General features: G+C 67.6%; 19 protein-coding genes and 1 pseudogene. 15 read left to right on the top strand and 5 right to left on the bottom strand.

Features of this window, described 5'->3' with window-relative positions; all coding sequences use genetic code 11:
• Positions 1 to 15: 15 nt before the first annotated feature.
• The 4 genes from AC3WON_RS05055 (at position 16) to AC3WON_RS05040 (ending at position 3,584) form a co-directional block, all read left to right on the top strand.
• Positions 16 to 159, top strand: a complete 144-nt coding sequence (locus tag AC3WON_RS05055) for a hypothetical protein (protein ID WP_492351276.1) — start codon at positions 16 to 18, stop codon at positions 157 to 159.
• A gap of 404 nt (positions 160 to 563) precedes the next feature.
• Positions 564 to 2,087: a Fic family protein gene (locus tag AC3WON_RS05050; RefSeq protein ID WP_492316987.1), complete on the top strand. Its 1,524-nt coding sequence runs from the start codon at positions 564 to 566 to the stop codon at positions 2,085 to 2,087.
• A 273-nt stretch (positions 2,088 to 2,360) separates the two neighbouring features.
• Complete coding sequence (locus tag AC3WON_RS05045) at positions 2,361 to 3,062, top strand: cytochrome c biogenesis CcdA family protein (RefSeq protein ID WP_492351275.1); 702 nt, start codon at positions 2,361 to 2,363, stop codon at positions 3,060 to 3,062.
• A 3-nt stretch (positions 3,063 to 3,065) separates the two neighbouring features.
• A complete protein-coding gene (locus AC3WON_RS05040) occupies positions 3,066 to 3,584 on the top strand; it encodes a thioredoxin family protein (protein ID WP_492351274.1) in 519 nt (172 codons plus the stop codon).
• Between the two features lie 62 nt (positions 3,585 to 3,646).
• Here the strand turns inward: AC3WON_RS05040 and AC3WON_RS05035 are convergent, their stop codons facing one another.
• Positions 3,647 to 3,799 (bottom strand): zinc ribbon domain-containing protein, encoded by a 153-nt coding sequence (locus AC3WON_RS05035; protein WP_492351273.1) that lies wholly within the window; start codon positions 3,797 to 3,799, stop codon positions 3,647 to 3,649.
• A pseudogene (locus tag AC3WON_RS05030) lies at positions 3,757 to 4,017 on the bottom strand (RNA-guided endonuclease InsQ/TnpB family protein); the annotation flags it as partial. The gene AC3WON_RS05035 and the pseudogene AC3WON_RS05030, both read right to left, overlap by 43 nt.
• 233 nt (positions 4,018 to 4,250) lie before the next feature.
• Between AC3WON_RS05030 and AC3WON_RS05025 the strand changes: the two are divergent.
• Positions 4,251 to 5,582: a nucleobase:cation symporter-2 family protein gene (locus AC3WON_RS05025; protein ID WP_492351272.1), complete on the top strand. Its 1,332-nt coding sequence runs from the start codon at positions 4,251 to 4,253 to the stop codon at positions 5,580 to 5,582.
• Positions 5,583 to 5,618: 36 nt separating this feature from the next.
• Here the strand turns inward: AC3WON_RS05025 and AC3WON_RS05020 are convergent, their stop codons facing one another.
• A complete protein-coding gene (locus AC3WON_RS05020) occupies positions 5,619 to 6,212 on the bottom strand; it encodes a M23 family metallopeptidase (RefSeq protein WP_492351271.1) in 594 nt (197 codons plus the stop codon).
• Between the two features lie 159 nt (positions 6,213 to 6,371).
• Between AC3WON_RS05020 and AC3WON_RS05015 the strand changes: the two genes are divergently transcribed.
• Positions 6,372 to 6,671: a TFIIB-type zinc ribbon-containing protein gene (locus AC3WON_RS05015; protein ID WP_492316982.1), complete on the top strand. Its 300-nt coding sequence runs from the start codon at positions 6,372 to 6,374 to the stop codon at positions 6,669 to 6,671.
• Positions 6,672 to 6,741: 70 nt separating this feature from the next.
• Here AC3WON_RS05015 and ggt read toward each other — a convergent pair whose 3' ends face one another.
• Positions 6,742 to 8,358 carry a gamma-glutamyltransferase gene (gene ggt, locus AC3WON_RS05010; protein ID WP_492317177.1) on the bottom strand — a complete coding sequence of 539 codons (1,617 nt, stop codon included), beginning with the start codon at positions 8,356 to 8,358 and terminating at the stop codon, positions 6,742 to 6,744.
• A 338-nt stretch (positions 8,359 to 8,696) separates the two neighbouring features.
• Here ggt and AC3WON_RS05005 point away from each other — a divergent pair, with 338 nt between their 5' ends.
• Positions 8,697 to 9,494 carry an AraC family transcriptional regulator gene (locus tag AC3WON_RS05005; protein WP_492316981.1) on the top strand — a complete coding sequence of 266 codons (798 nt, stop codon included), beginning with the start codon at positions 8,697 to 8,699 and terminating at the stop codon, positions 9,492 to 9,494.
• A 10-nt stretch (positions 9,495 to 9,504) separates the two neighbouring features.
• Here the strand turns inward: AC3WON_RS05005 and AC3WON_RS05000 are convergent, their stop codons facing one another.
• A complete protein-coding gene (locus AC3WON_RS05000; protein WP_492351270.1) occupies positions 9,505 to 11,145 on the bottom strand; it encodes a hypothetical protein in 1,641 nt (546 codons plus the stop codon).
• A 152-nt stretch (positions 11,146 to 11,297) separates the two neighbouring features.
• Between AC3WON_RS05000 and blaOXA the strand changes: the two genes are divergently transcribed.
• From blaOXA to AC3WON_RS04960, 8 genes are all read left to right on the top strand, one after another.
• Entirely contained in the window at positions 11,298 to 12,137 is an 840-nt protein-coding gene (gene blaOXA / locus AC3WON_RS04995; protein WP_492351269.1) for an OXA-1206 family carbapenem-hydrolyzing class D beta-lactamase, read from the top strand.
• A 246-nt stretch (positions 12,138 to 12,383) separates the two neighbouring features.
• On the top strand, positions 12,384 to 13,295 hold the full coding sequence (locus tag AC3WON_RS04990) for a hypothetical protein (RefSeq protein ID WP_492351268.1): 912 nt from the start codon (positions 12,384 to 12,386) through the stop codon (positions 13,293 to 13,295).
• Positions 13,296 to 13,494: 199 nt separating this feature from the next.
• Entirely contained in the window at positions 13,495 to 14,763 is a 1,269-nt protein-coding gene (locus AC3WON_RS04985; RefSeq protein WP_492316977.1) for an ROK family protein, read from the top strand.
• Positions 14,764 to 14,782: 19 nt separating this feature from the next.
• Positions 14,783 to 16,345 (top strand): sugar ABC transporter ATP-binding protein, encoded by a 1,563-nt coding sequence (locus AC3WON_RS04980; RefSeq protein WP_492351327.1) that lies wholly within the window; start codon positions 14,783 to 14,785, stop codon positions 16,343 to 16,345.
• 79 nt (positions 16,346 to 16,424) lie between these two features.
• Complete coding sequence (locus AC3WON_RS04975) at positions 16,425 to 17,447, top strand: ABC transporter permease subunit (protein WP_492351267.1); 1,023 nt, start codon at positions 16,425 to 16,427, stop codon at positions 17,445 to 17,447.
• A 25-nt stretch (positions 17,448 to 17,472) separates the two neighbouring features.
• The gene (locus AC3WON_RS04970; protein ID WP_010814485.1) at positions 17,473 to 18,459 is read left to right on the top strand and encodes an ABC transporter substrate-binding protein; all 987 of its coding nucleotides are present in this window, start codon (positions 17,473 to 17,475) and stop codon (positions 18,457 to 18,459) included.
• A gap of 44 nt (positions 18,460 to 18,503) precedes the next feature.
• A complete protein-coding gene (gene zwf, locus AC3WON_RS04965; protein ID WP_492351266.1) occupies positions 18,504 to 20,000 on the top strand; it encodes a glucose-6-phosphate dehydrogenase in 1,497 nt (498 codons plus the stop codon).
• A 24-nt stretch (positions 20,001 to 20,024) separates the two neighbouring features.
• A partial coding sequence (locus AC3WON_RS04960; protein WP_492344837.1) for a phosphoglucose isomerase-related protein occupies positions 20,025 to 20,823 on the top strand: 799 nt, incomplete at its 3' end.

Below are 20,823 nucleotides of genomic sequence, written 5' to 3'. Positions count from 1 at the left end.
GATTACAGAAATGTCATGATTTTGACTGCGCCGGATGATGAGCAAAATAAATCAGAGCGATTAATACCGCATAAGCAGACCCACGCCCCCAAAAAAAAATGCCCGCAGGCAAGCCTGGCGGGCGTAGGCATGATGCGTGACATCAGCCGCAGCATGTAGATGGAGTTATAGGCGATTATTGGAGCCGGGCAAATAAATAAAAACGCTTAGTCCGTGGTCGCGGCCAGGAACTCTCGAAAACCCTGACGGATTTGCCGGAAAAACCTGAATGCCATTTGGGCAGATTCAGAAGATGGCATTTTTGTCATGCGGGATTTCGATTTGCGGGCGATGCGCTGCGGCCTGGGCCGGCAAGCACTGTAGACAAGATCATCCGGGCTAACCGCAAAAGTAGATAAAACGGTAAGTGCTGTAGAACTCCTGGAAGGCCGGGCGACCAGGTCGCCCACCCATTGCTATAGACAGAATAGAAAGCATTTTGGAGAAAAGTAGATGTTTTGGTAAATCCTGTAGGAACTCTGGTAAGCTCCCGGCAAACCGGCACCCAGGAATTGCGACCATCTATGTCTCATGCGCCACTTGGCTACGACGCGCTTATCCGCAAGTTCGGGTTGCGCGTGCCGCCGCTGCGCTCGACGTCCGCCCTTGCCGACAAGACCGGGGTCCTCAGCACGCACACCGGACCGGACGGCACCACGCGCACCGTGTATCCAAGGAACCGCTACCGCGGCGGCGACACGACCGTGGACCACCTGACTTTCGCGCTGAAGAAGGAGCAGCTCGACCTGACCGTGCTGGCGGCGCTGTTCGAGCATGCGCCAGCGGTGCAGGCGGTACGGGAGTGGCTGGCGGCCACCCCGACCTCGCGCTATGCGAGGCTGAGCGCGTTCTATGCCAAATGGCTTGCCGGGGCGCAATTCGACTACAAGCTGCCGGCCGGGGCGCCCAGGGTACTGGCGCTGGACGAGAGCCGGTACCTGACCGGCCCGGCAACGCCGGACCTGCAGTTCGGTATCCAGAACAACCACCTCGGCCCGGCCGCGTTTTGCCCCCTGGTACGCCGCACCGAGAAGCTGGCGCAGTACATAGCCGCCGACCTCCCCGGCCGTGTGGCCGCGGCCATCAAGCGGCTCGAGCCAGAGTTGCTGGCGCGCGCGGTGGACTACCTCTACCTCGCGGAGACACGATCGACCTACTCCATCGAGCACGAGATCCCCGATAACCAGCGGGTCGCCAAGTTCAGGCGGCTGCTGGAGTATGCCGGCAATCCCGCCCCGCTGACCGAAGCGCAGCTGTGCGAGTGGCAGAACGAAATCATCTCGGGGCTGCGCGCCGAATTCTCCTATCGCGACAAGCAGAACTGGCTGTCCCGCGGCGGGCGCATGCGCAACATCGCTGACTATATTCCCCCGCCGCCCGGGCAGCTTGGCGCGATGATGGACGGGATTGCCGCGGTCGCGGGCCTGGTCGAGGCACAGGCGGCAAACCCCATCGTGGCCGCGGCGTGCGTATCGTTTGGCTTTGTCTTCGCCCACCCGTTCTACGACGGCAACGGCCGGCTCCATCGATTCCTCATCCACCATTTGCTGCGCCAGGCCGGTGTCACGCCCGATGGCGTCGTGCTGCCGGTGTCGGCACGGATGCTCAAGCAGATCGATACCTATGCCGCGCTGCTGAAGTCCTATTCCGCCCCGCGGACGGCCCTGCTCAACTACGCGCTGGATTCGGACAGCGACACCATCCTGATCAAGTCGCCACAGCCCGGCTGGCTTTACGCATCCTTTGATGCGACGGCGCTGTGCGAATTCGTCTTCGAATGCATCGAGCAGTGCGTCGAGCAGGACCTTGCGCAGGAGCTCCAGTACCTGCGCGCCTACGATGCCAGCGTCGCACGCCTGGAAAGCTGGCTCGACCTGCGCCAGTCACGCCTGTCGAACCTGATCGACCTGATCGTCCAGAACCACGGCGAGCTGTCCAGGCGCAAGCGCAAGCTGTTCGAAGACATCACGGACGACGAGCTCGCCCGCATTGAAGCCGTCGTGCGCGACGAATTCACGGAATACCTCGAGCTCAACGGCAGCCGCTGAAGCGGCGGCACAGCATTGGCACTGCCCGGTGCCGCCACCATGGGGCGGCACCGGCGCCACTATGTATCGCTCTGTATCCCGGGCCGCGGCAGACATGAAAGCTTGCACGGATGCCGGGGCGCGGAAACAGCCCGGATACGTGCGGACGGTGGAATGCGTCTATCGCCAACACCGGGAGTTCTCCGCCATGTCCGTCGCCGCCATCCATCCGCCGCCACCCTGCCCCTGCCATCGTGCCTGCCACGGCACCGCGCACGCCGACGGGAGCCGTCCATGATCGACGCCTTCCTTGCCTTCGCCGCCGGCGTGCTGACCATTGCCTCGCCCTGTGTGCTGCCGGTGCTGCCCATGCTGCTGGCCGGCTCGGTGGGCGAATCCGGCCGGCTGCGCCCGCTGGCGATCGCGCTTGGCTTCGTCAGCACCTTTTCCGCGCTGGGCATAGTCTTTGGCGCACTGTCCAGCGCCTTCAGCGAAGCCCCAGGCGTGGTGCGCAACGCGGCCATCCTGTTGCTGCTGGGTGCCGGCCTGTCACGGCTCTGGCCGGCGGGCTTCGAGCGCCTGGCGGCCCCGTTCGCCGGCGTGGTCGACCGCCTGGCGGGCGTCGGCGGCCGGACCGGCACCGGCGTGGCCGGCGGCTTTGTGCTGGGCATGACGCTGGGCGCGGTGTGGACCCCGTGCGCCGGGCCGGTGCTGGCGTCGATCCTCGCGCTGGTGGCCAAGGCGCAAGACCTGCATCGCGCTGCCGGCCTGCTGGCGTTGTTCGCGGCTGGCGCGGCCATCCCGATGCTGGGCATTGCCTATGGCGGCCAGTTCGCCACCACTCACGTGCGCCGGCTGGCGCGTCACACGCACCGGCTGCAGCAAGGCTTCGGCGTGCTGGTGGTGGCGACCGCCATCGCCATGTACTTCCAGTACGACACCCTTGCCGTCGCCTGGCTGACCTCGCTTTTCCCTGCCTCCCAACCTGGAGCCTGAACCATGCACCGCTTGCTTCGTACCCTGCTTGCCACTACCGCCATCGTCGCCGCCCAGCATGCCGCCGCCGCCCCTGCCGACTATGGCAAGGCGCCGGAATTCACCGGCATCGACAAGTGGCTCAACTCTGAACCGCTGACCGTTGCCGGGCTGCGCGGCAAGGTCGTGCTGGTCGATTTCTGGACCTATAGCTGCATCAACTGCATCAACACGCTGCCCCATGTGCGGCAGTGGTACGACAAATACCGCGACAAGGGCCTGGTCGTGGTCGGCGTCCACACCCCGGAGTTCCCCTTCGAGAAGTCCACCGCCAACGTGCAGGCAGCGCTCAAGCGCTTCGATATCCGCTACCCGGTAGCCCAGGACAACGCCTATGCCACCTGGAACGCCTGGCGCAACCAGTACTGGCCGGCGCTCTACCTGGTCGACGCCAACGGCTCCGTGGTCTACAAGCACTTTGGCGAAGGGAATTACGCCGAGACCGAAGCGGCCATCCAGAAGGCGCTGGCCGGGCGCAAGTAAGTATCAATTCGTCGAGCCTTGAGCAGCCGGTCAAGACCAACAACTTTGACATCCTCTCCTCCCTAAAGGGAGGAGATTCCCTCTGCAGGCGATCGATGTCCCGATCGGGCAAGGATATTTAGCGCAGCGTTCACATCGCGATCAGGTACAGCACCGCATCCACTGCATACCCACGGGAGCTGAACACGCGAAACGTGTTGCCGGCAAAGCGGCATGCGTCGCCCGAGCGCTTGAGATCCCGGCCCTTGAGCGGCACCCAGCCGAGCGACTTGCGGCCGCGATAGCGCAGGTACGGCCGGCGATGCTGGCTACGCGACTTGGCGTACTGCTCGCAAACCGCGTTGACGGTGCCGGAATGGATGCGCAGTTCCTTGCAGCTGCCGGTGGTCAACACGTTCATATCGAAACCCGTGGGCCATTTCTTGCCCCACCTCCCGCGCAAGGGAGTTGATACAAATTGTATGCAATTTTTGTATCACGGAGTGCTTATCCCTGATATTCTTGCTCCCCGGTTGCAGCCTGGAATCTGATCCAGGCCACGCTCGCGGCAGGCGGCCTCCGCCTGCCCGTCAGCGCGCAATGACAGGGCCGGGGGCAGCCCCTTCCCCGGCGCCAGAAGAACAAGACAGTCCGGAAACCTATCCGGCCAGACAACAGGAGACATGAATGGCGCCCTTGCTATTCAAGGTGGAAGACCGCCCCCCTCGGCTGACGACGTTTTTGCTTGCGCTCCAGCATCTGCTGGCCGCCCTGGGCGGCATCATTGCGGTGCCGCTGGTCATTGGCGGTGCGCTGAAGCTGCCGCCGGACCAGGTCATTGCCCTGGTGAATGCCGCCCTGCTTGGCTCGGGCATCGTCACCATCATCCAGTGCAAGGGCATTGGCCCGGTGGGCATCCGCATGCCGTGCGTGATGGGCACCAGCTTCGCCTTTGTCGGCGCGGCCATCAGCGTGGGCGTCGAACACGGCGTGGCCGGCATCCTGGGCTCGGCGCTGGCGGGTTCGCTGGTGATGATCCTGGGCAGCTTCTTCATGCCGGCGATCCGCAAGCTGTTTCCGCATACCGTCACCAGCGTGGTGGTCACCATGATCGGCCTGTCGCTGATTCCGGTGGCCATCGACTGGGCCGCAGGCGGCCAGGGCAGCAGCCGCTATGGCGCCCCCGGCAACCTGGCGATTGCAGTCGCGGTGCTGGCGCTGGTGGTCGCGGTGGTGCAGTGGGGCAAGGGCATGCTGTCGGCCTCGGCCATTGTGGTCGGCATTGCCGGCGGCTACCTGCTCTGCCTGGCACTGGGCCTGGTCGACTTCACTCAGTTTCACCAGGCGCCGATCATCGCGGTGCCGCAGCCGCTGCACTTCGGGATGTCGTTCCCGATCTCCGGCATCGTCGCCATGTCGATCGCTTACCTGGTGACCATCGTCGAATCCACGGGCACGTTCATGGCACTGGGCGCGGCCACGCAGCGGCCGATTTCCGGTAAATGCCTGTCGCGCGGCATCCTGTGCGATGGCTTTGGCTCGGCCTTTGCGGCACTGGTGTCGAGCCCGCCGCTGTCCACCTTTGCGCAGAACGTCGGCGTGGTTTCGCTGACCGGCGTGGCCAGCCGCCATGTGGTCGCGCTGACCGGCGTCATGCTGCTGCTGGCGGGGCTGTTCCCGGTGCTGGGCGCGCTGGTGGTGACGATTCCGCAGCCGGTGCTGGGCGGCGCCGGCCTGATGATGTTCGCGATGATCGTGTCGGGCGGGATCCAGATGCTCAGCACCGTCAAGTTCACGCAGCGCAATACCCTGATCGTGGCCGTGTCGATCGGCTGCGGCCTGGCGGTGACGTTCCGCCCGGAACTGCTGTCCAAGCTGCCTGCCTTCGTCCATGAAGTGTTTGGCTCCGGCATCACGGTGGGCTCGCTGTCGGCGGTGATCCTCAACCTGCTGCTGCCCGGCGGCAAGGACGAGCCGGCTGAAGAAGCCGGCCACGGCACCGTCGGCGAGGCTGCCTGAGCGGCCTGCCTTGAAACCCGCGGGCGGGCGCGCGCGCTAGCGTGCGCCGCCTCGCGCGGCCGCCCCGCCCCCTGGCGCTGGCGCCTTCAGCAGCGGGTAGGGATTGATCGCCCCGCCCGCGGTGTAGACGCCATAGTGCAGGTGGGGCGGCATGCCCCGCGCATTGCCGCTTGTGCCGACATAGCCCAGCACCGTGCCGGGCACAATCACGTCGCCGGCACGCACGCCGGCGTAGTCGTCCAGATGGGCGTAGTAATGCAGCTGGCGCCCGGGCCCCATCACCCACACCACCTTCCCGCCCAGCTTGTTGGTGCCCACGCGCGTGACAATGCCCTCGGTAGCCGACACCACCGGGCGGCCGCGCGGCGCAAAGATATCGATGCCCTCATGCTTGCGTCCGCCGGAGCGCGCGCCGTGCCAGGTATCGCGCAGCGCCCCCGGGACAATGCCCTCGACCGGCACCGGCAATGCCACCGGCGCGGGGCGGACCGAGAGCCGGGCCACGTAGATCGCGCGTTCGATTGGCGGCCGCAACCAGGGCCAGGCGAGCCAGATCAGGCAGATGCTCACCACCAGCCAGATCAGGCCGGCGAATGCGCGGGGACGGGAAGACAGACGGGAGGCATGCATATGCCTTCGACGGCAGCCAGCCCCGCAAATTCCCCGTCAGGCGCGCCTGCGCGCCACATCAAGCGGCCCCGGCACCACTTTCGCAAGCATTTTCCGGTCGAACCATACGCGCTGGCGCCGGTCATACCCTGACTGTTTTCACTGCAATGAGGAGAAGCAATGGATTGTCCGGTGTGCCCGCAAACGCAACTCGTGATGTCCGAACGCCAGGGCATCGAGATCGATTACTGCCCGAAATGCCGCGGTGTCTGGCTGGACCGCGGCGAACTCGACAAGATCCTTGAGCGCTCCGTGGCAACCGCCCCCGCGCAGCAGGCGGCGCCGATGCAGCAAATGCCGCAGCAAACCCAACCCCCGCGACAGGAATACCAGCGCGGCCATGGCGACCGCGACCGGTACTATGAGCGCGAGCAGAAGCACTATAAGAAGAAGAGCATCTGGCACGAGCTGTTCGACTGATGCTGACTTGCCAGTGAGCAAGGGCGACGCAAGGTCGCCCTTTTTTGTTGCCGGCCGCAATCGCCAACCGCTATAACCCTGCGGCCAATCCATCTCCACGTGGATCCGTGGCGCCATACATCACGCCTGTCACTGGATCGATCAGGATGGCGCCCGCGTGGCCCATCGTGTCCGTGAACGCTTCCACGCGCCTGACCGGATGCCCGCGGCGAGCCAACTCGGAGGTCACGGCCTCCGGCACGCGGCCTTCAATCTTGAGGTCGTTCGACGACACGCCCCAGGTCCGCCCATACAGCCAGCGCGGCGCATTGACGGCATCTTGCGGCGACATGCCGAAATCCACGATCCGCGTCACCAGCGCGGCCTGCGTTTGCGGCTGCCCTTCCCCGCCCATGGTGCCGTAGACCAGGAACGGTTTGCCGTCCTTCAGCAGCAGTGCCGGGTTGAGGGTATGGAAGGTGCGCTTGCCCGGCGCCAGTTGATTCACGTGCGCGGGATCGAGTGAAAAGAACGAGCCGCGGTTCTGCAGCAGCACGCCGGTGCCCTTGGGTACGATGCCGGAACCGAAGTCGTGATACACGCTCTGGATCATCGACACCACGTTGCCGTCCTTGTCGGCGGTGCCGAACCACACGGTGTCGCCGTGCGGGTCCATCGGCTTCACGTCCATGCCGGCCCGCAGCATGCTGATGCGCCCCGACTGCACCTGCCCGTGCTGCGGCGACAGCAGCCGCGCCAGCGGGATCTGCACGAAATCCGGATCGGCCAGGTAGCGGTCGCGATCGGCAAAGGCCTGCTTGGTCGCCTCCACCAGCACGTGATAGTAGTCGGCCGTGCCTTCGCCGAGGGCGCGCACGTCGCGCTTGTCCAGGATGTTCAGGATCTCCAGCGAGGCAAAGCCTTGCGTGTTGGGCGGAAAGTTGACGGCCTGGTAGCCGCGGTAGTTCACGGTAATAGGCTGCACCCAGTCGGCGCGATGGCGGGCAAAGTCACCGTAGGTCAGCATGCCGCCGTGTGCCTGCAGGTCGGCCACGATCTTGCGCGCGATTTCCCCCTGGTAGAACGCCTTGGCGCCGCCCGCCGCGATCTGCTGCAGCGTTCCGGCAAGGTCGGGCTGGCGCAGGGTTTCGCCAACCCGGTAGGCAGAGCCGTCCGGCTTGAGGAATGTCTGGCGAAAGCCGTCGAAGCGCTGCAAGGCGCGGAACTCCTTGTCGGACGGATCGGTATTGATCCGGCTCCAGGTCACGAATGAAGATGAGACCGGAAAGCCCGTCTCGGCATAACGCACCGCATCGGCCAGCAGATCCGGCCAGGGCAGGCTGCGGCCCATGCCCTGGCGCGCGTACTGGTACGCCGCCTCCCAGCCGGCAACGGTGCCGGGCACGGTGTTGGCCGACAGGTAACCGCGGGCGGGGATCTTGTCCAGGCCTTTGCCTTGGTAGAAGGCGATACTGGCCTGCTCGCCGGCGCGGCCGCTGGCATTGAGCGCGCGCACCTCGCGGGTTCTGGCGTTGTAGATCAGCCAGAAGGCATCGCCGCCGATGGAGTTCATATGCGGGTAGACCACGGCGATGGTCGCAGCCACGGCGATGGCAGCATCGACCGCATTGCCGCCGCGCGCAAGCACGCGCAGCCCCGCCTGCGTGGCCAGGCGGTTGGACGACGTCACCATGCCGCCGGTGGCCATCGGGTTGACGCAGGCTGAAGGTGTATCGCAGTACTTGCCGCTCACATCGAAAGCCCACGCCGGCGCAGCCGGCAGGATGAGCGCGGCCAGCAAGCCGGCCCGGCGCAGTCGGGTGGAAAGTCGTATGCGGTGCATTGCAGGCTCCGTTGGTAACACAGCGAAGGGGGCATGCCGGACGCTGGGCAACCTGCATGCGTGGTAGAGCGGATTGCCCGGATTGCCTATGGGGCGAGCGCAAGTTAGCCTGCGGCAAATAATCTGGCTAACGGCAAAGTCGCATCCGGTATCGCCAATCGGACATCAGCAGCGGCATCGCCCACAGCGCCAACGGACACCGCATGCCTGCCCACGACCACGGCCTGCGCGCACTCGCGCGGCTGCCTCGCCCGCTATATGGCCATGTCGAAGCCCTGCCCAACCGCATACTGGGCTACCGCCACCGGCATCCGTGGTGCCAGTTCGCCTATGCCCTGGAGGGTGTGCTGGAGGTGCTGACCGACAGCGGGCGCTTTGTGGCACCGCCGCAGTGGGCGGTCTGGATTCCGTCCGGCATGCAGCACCGCGTGCGCTGCGCTGCCGGCACGCGCGTCCGCAGCCTTTACCTGGACAACGGGGTTTGCGCGGCGGCCTCGGGCCGCTGCCGTGTGCTCACGGTAAGTCCGCTGCTGCGCGAGCTGATCCGGGCCTTCAGCTACCTGCCCGCCGAATACGATGAGCACAGCGCCGACGGCCGCCTGGCGCGCGTGCTGCTGGACCAGCTCGGCGCCGCGCCGGAAGTGGAACTCATGCTGCCGCTGCCTGCCGACCCGCGCCTGCGGCTGGTCTGCAACGGCCTGCAGCGCCACGCGGACCGCGATACCAGCCTGGCTGCGTGGAGCGCCCGCCTGGCGGTGTCGGACAAGACCTTGACCCGGCTGTTCCTGCGCGAAACCGGGCTGACCTTCCGCGCCTGGCGGCAGCGCCTGCGCCTGCTCGACGCGGTCCCGCGGCTGGAGCGCGGCGAGGCCGTGACCGACGTTGCCCTGGATTGCGGCTATGACTCGCTGTCGGCGTTTATCGCGGCATTCCGCCGGCTGTACAACATGACCCCGGGCGAGCTGTCCCGCGCGAACCGGATCGGCACAAGCGGGGCGTAGCACACTGCCGTCACGCCGCCTTGCGCCTGCGCCGTGACGCTTCCGCGGCAGCATCGCGCAGCTCTGGCGGCAACGCGCGCAGTTCGGCTGTGAAGAAGGCACGCTCGGCCGGCCGCAGCGCCGGCAGCTGGGCGGCCAGCCGCTCCACCGCGGCACACGCTATGGCGGTAGCGCCTTGCTCGTGGGTGAGGTACCAGGCCGATTCGAGCAGCAGGTTGGCCAGCTGCAACGGCCCCAGCCTGACGTGGCCGACGTCATGGTCTTCCAGCGCGAACGCAGCCACGGCGGACCAGCGCACGAAGCCCTTGGCCGGTGCGAACGGCGCGTGGAACGGCCGCAGTGCGTCGACAGCGTCGGCAACGGACAGCGGGCGCTGGCGGCGGAACGCGGCCATGCTGTCGTTGGCCCTGGCTGGCCGGTCGGATGGCGGGGTATCGGGCCCGCAGCTGCCGCGTGCGATGCGCAGCAGGAAGATCGCGTTCCACGCCGTGCCGCCGCCCACGCCGAACCGGTCGCAGATCCACTCCGACAAGCCCAGCCAGCGCATCGCCTGCCGCTGCACCGCGCTGGCGGACAAGGTGCGCGCGGCATCGACCAGGCCGTGCTGCCAGAACAGCCACAGGCACAGGCCGATATTGGCCGCGGCATGCTGCACGGCGTCGACGGAATCGGCCTCGTAGGCGGCCTGCAGCGCGCCGGCGAAGGTATCCAGCGCCAGCTGCGCGGCCCGCGCCGTGCCGGCATGCCCGGCGCGCATGGCATCGGCCTTGTGCAGCAGCGCTTCCAGGTTCAGCACTTCAAAGCGCACGCGCGGGTTGTAGCGCACCACCAGGCGCAGTTCCGGATCGGACTGCAGCCCTTCCAGGCCGGCACGCGCGCCGTCGCTGTCACCGCGGGTATAGCGTTCCCAGGCCCGCACGATATGCGCCATGGCGCAGAACGCGGGCGTCGCCGCGCCGGCCTCGGCCGCCTGCACCAGGCGGTCGACACGCCTGAGTGCCGCCCGGCTCTGATCGAGGCGGCCGCAGCGGCGCCACGCCAGGCTTTCCTTGAGCAATGACAGCGCTTGCTGGAAACCGTCGCCGGCACTGCGGCCTGCCGCGCGGAAGGACTCGGCCACGGCTGAGCCGTGCATGCCTGCGTGGCCGTCCTGCGCGCCGCGCATGGCCTGGGTCAGCTCGCTCCAGAAGGCCATGTCGCGCATCACGTAGCCGACGCCGTCCGGCTGGCCCGCCGGCTCCGCTTGCGGCCCCGTGGGAAAGCCAAGGCGGCGGGCCAGCGCGGCCGGGCCCAGGGTGCGCCCGTCCGCCACAAAGCGCAGGCGCCGCGCGCTCGCTGCCGTGATCCAGAACGGCCCGCGGCTGCGCTGCGCCGGATTGGCCGCGGCCGGGTCGCGCTGGCGGTCGGCCCCCCATCCGACCGCCACCTGCCAGCGCGCAAAGTCCGCAAACGCGCGCGACACCAGCATGCGCAGGTTGGCCGCCGTCGGGAAGGCGCTGCGCACCACTGCCGCGGCGACACCGCCCTCCCCGGTGCGATGCGCATGCCAGATGCGCGCCAGCAGCCAGACCGACTGGTAGCGCGCGGGTTGGCCGTCGACCCGGTACGGGGCCGACACGTCGATACGGATCGGGGCAGGCGTGGCTGGCATCAGGTAGTCAGGGATCGAGTGAAAAGCGCTGGTGGCGCCCGTCATGTTACGCAAGTTACAGCCAGCGCGGTTGGCCTTATCCGGACGCTCTCCTATGCTGCGCACCACGGTCCGGGCCCGGATTGCCATCCCCTCAACTCTTCTGCAAGGCCATGAACAAACATCTTGCTCGTCTGCTGACACCGATGGCGATCGGCTTCGGCCTGCTTGCCTCCACCCTGCCCGCCCTGGCGGCACCGAAAGAAGTCCCGCTGGATGCCGCGGCGCTGTTCCGCCAGGCCGATACCACCGGCACCATGGTGATCTACGACCTGCGGCGCGACCGCATGCTGACCTACAACAAGCCGCGTGCGGCCACGCAGTACTCGCCGGCGTCGACCTTCAAGATCCTGAACTCGATGATCGGCCTGGAGAGCGGTGCCGTGGCCGACGTCGACCATGACAAGCTGCCGTGGGACGGCAAGGTCTGGCTGGTCGGCGGCAAGGCTGTCCTGCCCGACGCCTGCAACGCTGACGTGCCGCTGCGCGTCGCCTTCCCCAACTCCTGCGTGCCGGCCTACCAGGCGCTGGCGCGGCGGGTTGGCAGCGCGGCCTACCAGCGCTACCTGACCGCATCGCACTATGGCAATGCCAACAGCTCCGGCCAGGTCGACCGCTTCTGGCTGAACGGCACGCTGCAGATCTCCGCCTACCAGCAGATCGACTTCCTGAAGGGCGTGGTACAGCGCACGCTGCCGTTCTCGCCAACCACCTTCAAGGCCGTGGACGACATCACGGTGATGGAGCGCACCGCCGGCTACACCCTGCATGCCAAGACCGGCTGGGCCGATTCGGCCAAGCCCGCAGTGGGGTGGCTGGTGGGCTGGGTTGAGCGTGGCGACGACGACTACCTGTTTGCGCTCAATCTCGACCTGGTGCGGCCCGAACACGCCAAGGCGCGCATGGAGATTGCGCGCGCGGCGCTGCGGCAGGCGGGGGCGTTACCGGATTGACGCTGCCGAAGGCGGCCGCCGCACGCGCGGCCGCCTGCAGTCACTGCCCTCGGACATTTCACACAGGCAATTTCTCCCCCGTATTTCAGATCCGTCTGATTTACCTGCCAACCCCGGATCGATAGCTTTGGCCGGTCGGCATTTCCCACCGCGTCGCCCGACGCAACCATTCCGTAGTGGGATCTGCCCGACGCCCGTATGCAACGGGACAGCCAGACCTTTCCCACAATCCGGAGGTGAAATCCAATGAGAAAAATAGCAATGCCGGCAGCCCTGCTGTCGGCCATCGCGCTGCTGGCCGCCTGTGGCGGCGGCGCGGACGACGCAACGACCACACCGGCGGCACAAACGCCACCGTCCGAAAATAATCCGGCACCGGCGCCTGCACCAAAGCCTGAGCCCTCGCCCGAAGCAGCACCGCAACCTGCGCCCACTGGCGAGCTGCCGCCGAGCCTGAGCGCACCGCAACCGGGCTCGACGGCAGCGGTCGGCAATGGCAGCGAAGGTCTCTGGGTCGGCCTCATGAACGCCACGCTGGTCGACAACAGCGGGAAGTTCGTGCACGCGAGACTGACGGGCGTGCTGGCAGGCGCGTTCCAGTTTTCTGGCTCGGCCTGGACGCTGGGCCCCGGCACGCTGTACGAAACCGGCTTTGCCTACCCGGCCACCGGGGCCGGCACCATTACCCCGGGGCAGCGCTTTGACGGCAATTTCGTCGCCACGCCAGGCAACCCTATCAATTTGCTATCCGGTACCTATGATCCGTCCAACGCGCTAGCCGTGGACCAGGCTGCCATCGCCGGCAACTGGAAGCAAGACGGCTTTGCCATGCAGATCGATGACGCGGGCAACGTCACCGGTACCTATACCAGCGGCACCCGCATTTGCGACCTGCAGGGCACGGCAACGCTTGCCACCCCGGGATCGGCCAAGAACCTGTATGCGGTCAGGATCGTAGCCGAAAACTCCATGCAGCCGGGCAGCACCGGCTGCGCGCTGTCGACCGGCGTGCCGCACAACGGCTTTGCCGCGATCCGCCTGATGCCGGCCGACGGCAGCATCATCGTGAGCAGCAGCACGCGCTATGCACGCACGCTGGTGATGGCCGCCAGCACCGGGACCGGCGGGTACTTCACCATGCAGATGTCCAAACAATAAGCCCGCCCCCCGCAACGCCCCGGGCGGTCCTCCTGCGGGCGGACCGCCGCTACCTTCTTCCTTCCGAGCCACGGCAGTGGCCTCACCATCACCTGACACCCAGGCGTCGCATCCGCCCTCCGGGTTTCCCCGCGGTTGAGTTCTGTGCTCGCATATCATTTAATTCAACGTGAATTAATTAATAGCGGACGGAGACAAGATGACCGCATCCAAAGCGGGCCGTGGCGTGAATTCCGCCAGCCTGCGCCTGTACAACGAACGTGCGCTGCTGCTGGCGCTGCGCCGTGCCGGCGAGGCCTCCAAGGCTGACCTGGCGCGCATGGCGCAACTGACCAATACGGCGGTGGGCAGCATCGTGCAGACCCTGTCCGAGGAAGGCCTGGTCGAGCAGTCCGGACGCCGCACGGAAGGCCAGCGCGGCCAGCCCGCCAGCCTGATCCGGCTGCAGCCCAAGGGCGCCTTCGGCATTGGCGTGCGGCTGGACCGCGGCAGCATCGAGGTGGTGATGGTGGACTTTGCCGGCCATATCCTGGCCAGCCGCGCCCACCAGCTGGTCCTGCCCCACCCTGACCAGGCGCTGGAAATGGTGCGGCACGATATTGCCGAGCTGCGCGCCCTGCTCACCCCCGCCGAACAGAAGCGCCTGCTGGGCATCGGCGTGGCGCAGCCCTATAACCTGGGTGCCTGGCTGCGCGAGCTGGACGTGCAGGGCGAAGCCTTCCAGGCAAGCTTCCGCGCCTGGGACCAGGCTGACTTCCCGGCAATGCTCAACGCCGCCACCGGCTTGCCGGTCTTCGGCGAGAACGACGGCACCGCCGCCGCGGTGGCCGAGCTGTTCTACGGGCGCCACCATGCCCAGCATTTCCTCTATGTCTTCCTTGGCCCCGCCATCGGCGGCGGCGTGGTGCTCAATGGCGACTGCGTGCGCGGTGTCTCCGGCAATGCCGGCGATATCGCGATGATCCCGGTGCCGCCCAGCACCCTGCCCTCCGCGCCGGTTGCCACCGGCACCGGCAAGCGGCGCGACATCCTGATCTCGCGCGCGTCGCTCAACGCCCTGACCCGCCACCTGCGCCACCACGGCGTGGTGGTCAACGGCCATGCCGACCTGCAGCGCCAGGTAGAGCTGGGCCACCCCGCGGTCGAGGAATGGATTGCCGACTGCGTCGATGCGCTGGCGCCGGCGCTGCAGTCCGCCCTCGCCGTGCTCGACGTGCCGCTGGTGATCTTCGATGCCGATATCGACGGCGGCCTGGTCGCCACGCTGATCGCGCGCCTGCAGCAGGCGCTGGATGAAAGCGCCCCCGAAGCCCGCGCGCCCGCCACCGTGGTGCGCGGCTGCTTTGGCGCCAACGCCGGCGCGGTGGGTGCCGCGTCGCTGCCGATGTTCATGAACTTCTCGCCACGCGCCGAGCTGCTACGGGGTGCGTCTGCCATCGTTCCGGAGGCCAGCCATGCCATTGTCTGAAGCACCGCGTACCTCGCCCATGCCAGCACACCTGCATGGCGGCCATGCGGGCCCAGCGCCGCTGCTCGAGCTGCGCAATATCTCCAAGACCTTCCCCGGCGTGAAGGCGCTCAGCAACATGGAGCTGACCGTCTACGCCGGCGAAGTCCATGCCCTGATGGGCGAGAATGGCGCCGGCAAATCCACGCTGATGAAGATCCTGTCCGGCGCCTATATCGCCGACCCGGGCGGCGAGTGCCGCATCGACGGCAAGCCGGTGGCCGTCGACGGCCCGGCCGCCGCGCGCGCCCACGGCGTGGCCGTGATCTACCAGGAGCTGAGCCTGGCGCCCAACCTGAGCGTGGCCGAGAACATCTACCTGGGCCGCCACCTGCACCACCGCGGCATGGTCGACCGCGCCGCCATGGCGCGCGCCTGCGAGGCCACGCTGGCCCGGCTGGGCGCGGACTTCACGCCGCAGACGCCGGTGCATACGCTGTCGATCGCGCAGCGCCAGCTGGTGGAGATCGCGCGCGCGGTGCATTTCGAGACCCGCATCCTGGTGATGGACGAGCCCACCACGCCGCTGTCCACCCGCGAGACCGACCGCCTGTTCGCGCTGATCCGCCAGCTGCGCGCCGAAGGCATGGCCATCATCTATATCAGTCACCGCATGGCGGAAATCGATGAGCTGGCCGACCGCGTCACCGTGCTGCGCGACGGCTGCTTTGTCGGCACGCTCACGCGTGAGGTTCTGACGCAGGCGGCGCTGGTCAAGATGATGGTCGGGCGCGACCTGTCCGGCTTCTACACCAAGACCCATGGCGAGGCCGCGCCGGGCGAGATCATGCTGTCGGTGCGCAATATGTCCGATGGCCGGCGCGTGCGCGGCTGCAGCTTCGACCTGCGCGCCGGCGAAGTGCTGGGCCTGGCCGGGCTGGTGGGCGCCGGGCGCACCGAGCTGGCGCGGCTGGTCTTCGGCGCCGATGCCCGCACCGATGGCGCCGTGTTCGTGGCCGGCACGCCGCTGGCCGTCACCGGCCCGCGCCAGGCGATCGATGCCGGCATTGCCTACCTGACCGAAGACCGCAAGCTGCAGGGCCTGTTCCTGGACCAGAGCGTGCACGAGAACATCAACCTGATCGTGGCCGCGCGCGATGCGCTGCGCGGCGGGCGCCTGAACCGCGCCAGCGCGCGCCAGCGCACCGCCGCGGCGATCCGCTCGCTCGGCATCCGCGTGGCGCACCCGCAAGTCAACGTGGGATCGCTGTCCGGCGGCAACCAGCAGAAGGTGATGCTGTCGCGGCTGCTGGAAACCCGGCCGCGCGTGCTGATCCTGGACGAGCCTACGCGTGGCGTGGATATCGGCGCCAAGGCCGAGATCTACCGGCTCATCAACGAGCTGGCGCGCTCCGGCGTGGCGGTGCTGATGATTTCCAGCGAACTGCCCGAGGTGGTCGGCCTGTGCGACCGCGTGCTGGTGATGCGCGAAGGCGAGCTGGCCGGCGAAGTGCCGGGCTGCGCCGATGCCGCCGCCATGCAGGAACGGATCATTGAGCTGGCGACCGGCGCCGGCGAGCAACCGCCCCCGGTCCTGCACTGAACCGCTGAATTCCCGAACAGGCCGGCACAGAACGGCCGCACCGGGGCGGCATCCCGCCGCGCAGCATCAGGAGACACTTATGCGCAATCCCCTCTCATCCACGGCCCATGGCGTCACCGCCCAGGCTTCCGCGCCGGTGGGCCACGCCACCGGCCGTGCCACCACGCAGGAACGCCTGCGCGCGCTCGGCATGCTGCCGGTGCTGGTGCTGCTCTGCCTCGGCTTCACGCTGCTGACCGAGAACTTCGCCAGCCTGCAGAACCTGTCGATCATCGCCCAGCAGGCGTCGATCAACCTGGTGCTGGCCGCGGGCATGACCTTCGTGATCCTGACCGGCGGCATCGACCTGTCGGTGGGATCGATCCTGTCGGTGTCGGCCGTGGTGGCGATGCTGGTCTCGCTGATGCCGCAACTGGCGGCGCTGAGCGTGCCGGCAGCACTGCTGTGCGGGTTGCTGTTCGGACTGGTCAACGGCGCGCTGATCGCCTTCATGAAGCTGCCGCCGTTCATCGTGACGCTGGGCAGCCTGACCGCGGTGCGCGGGCTGGCGCGGCTGGTCGGCAACGACAGCACGGTCTACAACCCCGATATCTCGTTCGCCTTTATCGGCAACGGCGACCTGCTGGGCATTCCCTGGCTGGTGGTGATTGCCGTTGCGGTGGTCGCGGTGTCGTGGCTGGTGCTGCGCCGCACGGTGCTGGGGCTGCAGATCTACGCGGTCGGCGGCAATGCCGAGGCGGCGCGCCTGTCGGGCATCAAGGTGTGGGTGGTGCTGCTGTTCGTCTATGCGGTGTCGGGCGTGCTGTCGGGGCTGGGCGGCGTGATGTCGGCGTCGCGGCTGTATGCGGCCAACGGGCTGCAGCTGGGGCAGTCCTATGAGCTGGATGCGATCGCCGCGGTGATCCTGGGCGGCACCAGCTTTGTCGGCGGGGTGGGATCGATTGCCGGCACGCTGGTGGGGGCGCTGATCATCGCGGTGCTGTCCAACGGGCTGATCCTGCTGGGCGTGTCGGATATCTGGCAATACATCATCAAGGGCCTGGTGATCATCGGCGCGGTCGCGCTCGACCGCTATCGGCAGAAGGGCTCGGCCCGTACCTGAGCTGCGGCCGCACAGGAGACAGACCGTGATCCAACCCATCCTCAAAGCCCTTGCCGCGAGCGCGCTGGCAGCGCTGTGCGCGGTGCCGGCCCTGGCACAAGCGCCCGCGCAGACCGCGCCGGCTTCAGATGTCCAGTCCGTGCAGCGCCCGCTCAAGAAGGTCGGCGTGACCCTGGGCTCGCTGGGCAACCCGTATTTTGTCGCACTGGCCCGCGGTGCCGAGGCCGCGGCCCTGCAGGCCAACCCGAAGGCAAAGGTCACCGTGCTGTCGGCGGACTACGACCTGAACAAGCAGTTCATGCACATCGACAGCTTTATCGTCGCCGGCGTCGACCTGATCCTGATCAACGCCGCCGACGCCCGCGCCATCGAGCCGGCGGTACGCAAGGCGCGCAAGGCCGGCATCGTGGTGGTGGCGGTCGATGTGGCCGCCGCCGGCGCCGATGCCACCGTGCAGACCGACAACACCCAGGCCGGCGAACTCGCCTGCGGCTTTATCGCCGACCGGCTCAAGGGCCGCGGCAACGTCATCATCCAGAACGGCCCGCCCGTATCGGCGGTGCTGGACCGGGTCAAGGGTTGCAAGACCGTGCTGGCGCGCCACCCCGATATCCGCATCCTGTCCGACGACCAGGATGCCAAGGGCTCCCGCGAAGGCGGGCTGAACGTAATGCAGCTGTACCTGACGCGCTTTCCCAAGGTGGATGCGGTCTTCACCATCAACGACCCGCAGGCCGTGGGCGCGGACCTGGCCGCGCGCCAGCTCAACCGCCGCGGCATCGTGATTGCCTCGGTCGACGGCGCGCCTGACATCGAGGCGGCACTGAAGGCCGACACGCTGGTGCAGGCCTCGGCCAGCCAGGACCCGTGGGCCATTGCCCGCACCGCTGTGCAACTGGGCGTGGGCATGATGAACGGCCAGCGCCCGCCCAACCCGACCGTGCTGCTGCCGTCCACGCTGGTGACGCGTGCCAATGTCGGCCAGTACAAGGGCTGGGCCGCGCCGCGGTAAGCGGCACGGCCGGTCCCTCCACCCTCCTTTCTATTTGCTGATCCATGATGGCTAGCCCCCCTGCCGGCGCTCCGGCACCTGAACCTGCCCCGGAGTTCGATTTCGTATTGTTCGGCGCCACCGGCGACCTGGCGCGGCGCAAGCTGCTGCCGGCGCTGTTCGATGCCCACGCCGCCGGTTCGCTGCATCCGCGCGGGCGCATCCTGGCACTGGGCAGCCAGCCGCTGTCGCATGACGCCTACCTGGCGATGCTAAACGACGAAGTGCTGCCAGCGCTGGCCGGCAACGCCGCGGCCGCAGCGTGGCAGGGCTTTCTCGACCGCATCGTGTACCTGCAGGTCGATGCCAACGCCGATGCCGGCTTCGATGCGCTGGCCGAGCTGGTCAATGCGCGCGCGGCGCCGGTGGTGGTGTTCTACCTGGCCACGGCCCCGCACCTGTTCGTCACCATCTGCGAGCAACTGGCGCGCGTGGGCCTGACCGGCCAGCGCAGCCGCATCGTGCTGGAAAAACCGCTCGGGCACGACCTGGCCTCGTCCGAGGCCATCAACGCCGAAGTGGCGCGGCACTTTGCCGAGGACCAGATCTACCGGATCGACCACTACCTGGGCAAGGAGTCGGTGCAGAACCTGATGGCGGTGCGCTTTGGCAACGTACTGTTCGAGCCGCTGTGGCGGCGCGAATGGGTGCGCCAGGTGCAGATCACCATCGCCGAAGAGCTGGGCGTGGAGCGCCGCGGCAACTTCTACGACGGCATCGGCGCGCTGCGCGACATGGTGCAGAACCACCTGCTGCAGCTGCTGTGCATGGTCGCGATGGAGCCGCCCACGAGCCTGTCGGAAGACGCCATCCGCGACGAGAAGCTCAAGATCCTGAAGGCGCTGCGGCCGATCCTGCCGGAAGACGTTGCCGAGAAGGTGGTGCGTGGCCAGTACTCCCGTGGCGCCGCGGGCGGCGACCCGGTGCCCGGCTATGCCAGTGAACCCGGCATCGCGCCCGACAGCCGCACCGAGACCTTCGTTGCCATCCGCGCCGAGATCGCCAACTGGCGCTGGGCCGGGGTGCCGTTCTACCTGCGCACCGGCAAGCGCATGCAGTCGCGCGTGGCGGAGATCGTGATCCATTTCCAAGACGTGCCCTACCCGCTGTTCCCGCACCCGCTGGGGATCATGTCCGGCAACCGGCTGGTGATCACGCTGCAGCCCGAGGAAAGCATCCGGCTGTATTTCCTGACCAAGCAGCCGGGCGACACGCAGGCGCTGATTCCCGCGTCCCTCGACCTGCAGCTGAACACTGCCGCCCCACGTGTACGGCGCGTGGGCGCGTACGAGCGCCTGCTGCTCGACGTGATCCGCGGCCGGCTGGGCCTGTTCGTGCGGCGCGATGAGCAGGTGCAGGCGTGGCGCTGGGTCGCGCCCATCCTGAAGACGTGGGAGAACTCGCCCACGCCGCCCAAGCCTTACACCGCCGGCACCTGGGGCCCGGCGGCCTCCAGTGCCCTGCTGTCGCGAGACGGCATGGCCTGGCATGAAGAGATGTAGCACACGTATCGCGGAGTATCCGACATGACCACTTCCCTACCCGCCTGGCAAGCCCTGCGCGCGCACGCCGACACCCTGCGCGGCACCCATATGCGCGACTGGTTCGACGGCCCGCGCGGCCCGCTGCGCGCCGAGCGCTTCAGCGCCGAAGCCTGCGGCCTGACACTGGACTACGCCAAGAACCGCATCACCGACGAAACGCTGGCGTTGCTGTTCACCCTGGCTGGCCAGGCACGCGTGGCCGAGCGGCGCGACGCCATGTTCGGCGGCGAACCGGTCAACACCACCGAGCACCGCGCCGCACTGCATATCGCGCTGCGCGCCTATCCGGAGGATGGCTATCGCGCGCTCGGCGTGCCCGTGGGCGCGGACGTCGCCGCGGTGTTGGCACAGATCGAGCGCTTTGCCGGCGCGGTGCGCAGTGGCGCCTGGACCGGCTTCGATGGCCGCGCGATCACCGACATCGTCAATATCGGCATCGGCGGCTCGGACCTGGGCCCGCGCATGGTCTGCCGCGCGCTGGGCGATGCGCAAACCACCGGTCCGCGCATGCACTTTGTCGCCAATGTCGACGGCAGCGATCTGGCACGCACGCTGTCCGGGCTGGATGCCGCCACCACACTGGTGATCGTCTGCTCCAAGACCTTCACCACGCTGGAGACCATGGCCAACGCCTGCACCGCGCGCGACTGGTTCCTGCAGCAAGGCGTGACCCGCGCCGGACTGGCGCGGCATTTCGTGGCGGTGTCGACCAACCGCGATGCGGTGGCCGAATTCGGCATCGACCCGGCCAATATGTTCCCGTTCTGGGACTGGGTGGGCG

It is taken from the genome of Cupriavidus sp. FW305-46, assembly GCF_058787075.1.
The sequence above is the reverse complement of the archived record's forward strand: the minus strand, read 5'-3'. Positions and strand labels throughout refer to the sequence as shown.

Excerpts from the sequence above, each read along its gene's own strand:
- zwf (WP_492351266.1), top strand. The coding sequence starts at position 18,504 with ATGATGGCTAGCCCCCCTGCCGGCGCTCCGGCACCTGAACCTGCCCCG.
- AC3WON_RS04980 (WP_492351327.1), top strand. The coding sequence starts at position 14,783 with ATGCCAGCACACCTGCATGGCGGCCATGCGGGCCCAGCGCCGCTGCTC.
- AC3WON_RS05025 (WP_492351272.1), top strand. The coding sequence starts at position 4,251 with ATGGCGCCCTTGCTATTCAAGGTGGAAGACCGCCCCCCTCGGCTGACG.
- AC3WON_RS05015 (WP_492316982.1), top strand. The coding sequence starts at position 6,372 with ATGGATTGTCCGGTGTGCCCGCAAACGCAACTCGTGATGTCCGAACGC.
- AC3WON_RS05035 (WP_492351273.1), bottom strand. The coding sequence starts at position 3,799 with ATGCCGCTTTGCCGGCAACACGTTTCGCGTGTTCAGCTCCCGTGGGTA.
- AC3WON_RS04990 (WP_492351268.1), top strand. The coding sequence starts at position 12,384 with ATGAGAAAAATAGCAATGCCGGCAGCCCTGCTGTCGGCCATCGCGCTG.
- AC3WON_RS05045 (WP_492351275.1), top strand. The coding sequence starts at position 2,361 with ATGATCGACGCCTTCCTTGCCTTCGCCGCCGGCGTGCTGACCATTGCC.
- AC3WON_RS05055 (WP_492351276.1), top strand. The coding sequence starts at position 16 with ATGATTTTGACTGCGCCGGATGATGAGCAAAATAAATCAGAGCGATTA.
- AC3WON_RS05020 (WP_492351271.1), bottom strand. The coding sequence starts at position 6,212 with ATGCATGCCTCCCGTCTGTCTTCCCGTCCCCGCGCATTCGCCGGCCTG.
- AC3WON_RS05000 (WP_492351270.1), bottom strand. The coding sequence starts at position 11,145 with ATGCCAGCCACGCCTGCCCCGATCCGTATCGACGTGTCGGCCCCGTAC.
- blaOXA (WP_492351269.1), top strand. The coding sequence starts at position 11,298 with ATGAACAAACATCTTGCTCGTCTGCTGACACCGATGGCGATCGGCTTC.
- AC3WON_RS05050 (WP_492316987.1), top strand. The coding sequence starts at position 564 with ATGTCTCATGCGCCACTTGGCTACGACGCGCTTATCCGCAAGTTCGGG.
- AC3WON_RS05040 (WP_492351274.1), top strand. The coding sequence starts at position 3,066 with ATGCACCGCTTGCTTCGTACCCTGCTTGCCACTACCGCCATCGTCGCC.
- AC3WON_RS04975 (WP_492351267.1), top strand. The coding sequence starts at position 16,425 with ATGCGCAATCCCCTCTCATCCACGGCCCATGGCGTCACCGCCCAGGCT.
- AC3WON_RS04985 (WP_492316977.1), top strand. The coding sequence starts at position 13,495 with ATGACCGCATCCAAAGCGGGCCGTGGCGTGAATTCCGCCAGCCTGCGC.
- AC3WON_RS05005 (WP_492316981.1), top strand. The coding sequence starts at position 8,697 with ATGCCTGCCCACGACCACGGCCTGCGCGCACTCGCGCGGCTGCCTCGC.
- ggt (WP_492317177.1), bottom strand. The coding sequence starts at position 8,358 with ATGGCCACCGGCGGCATGGTGACGTCGTCCAACCGCCTGGCCACGCAG.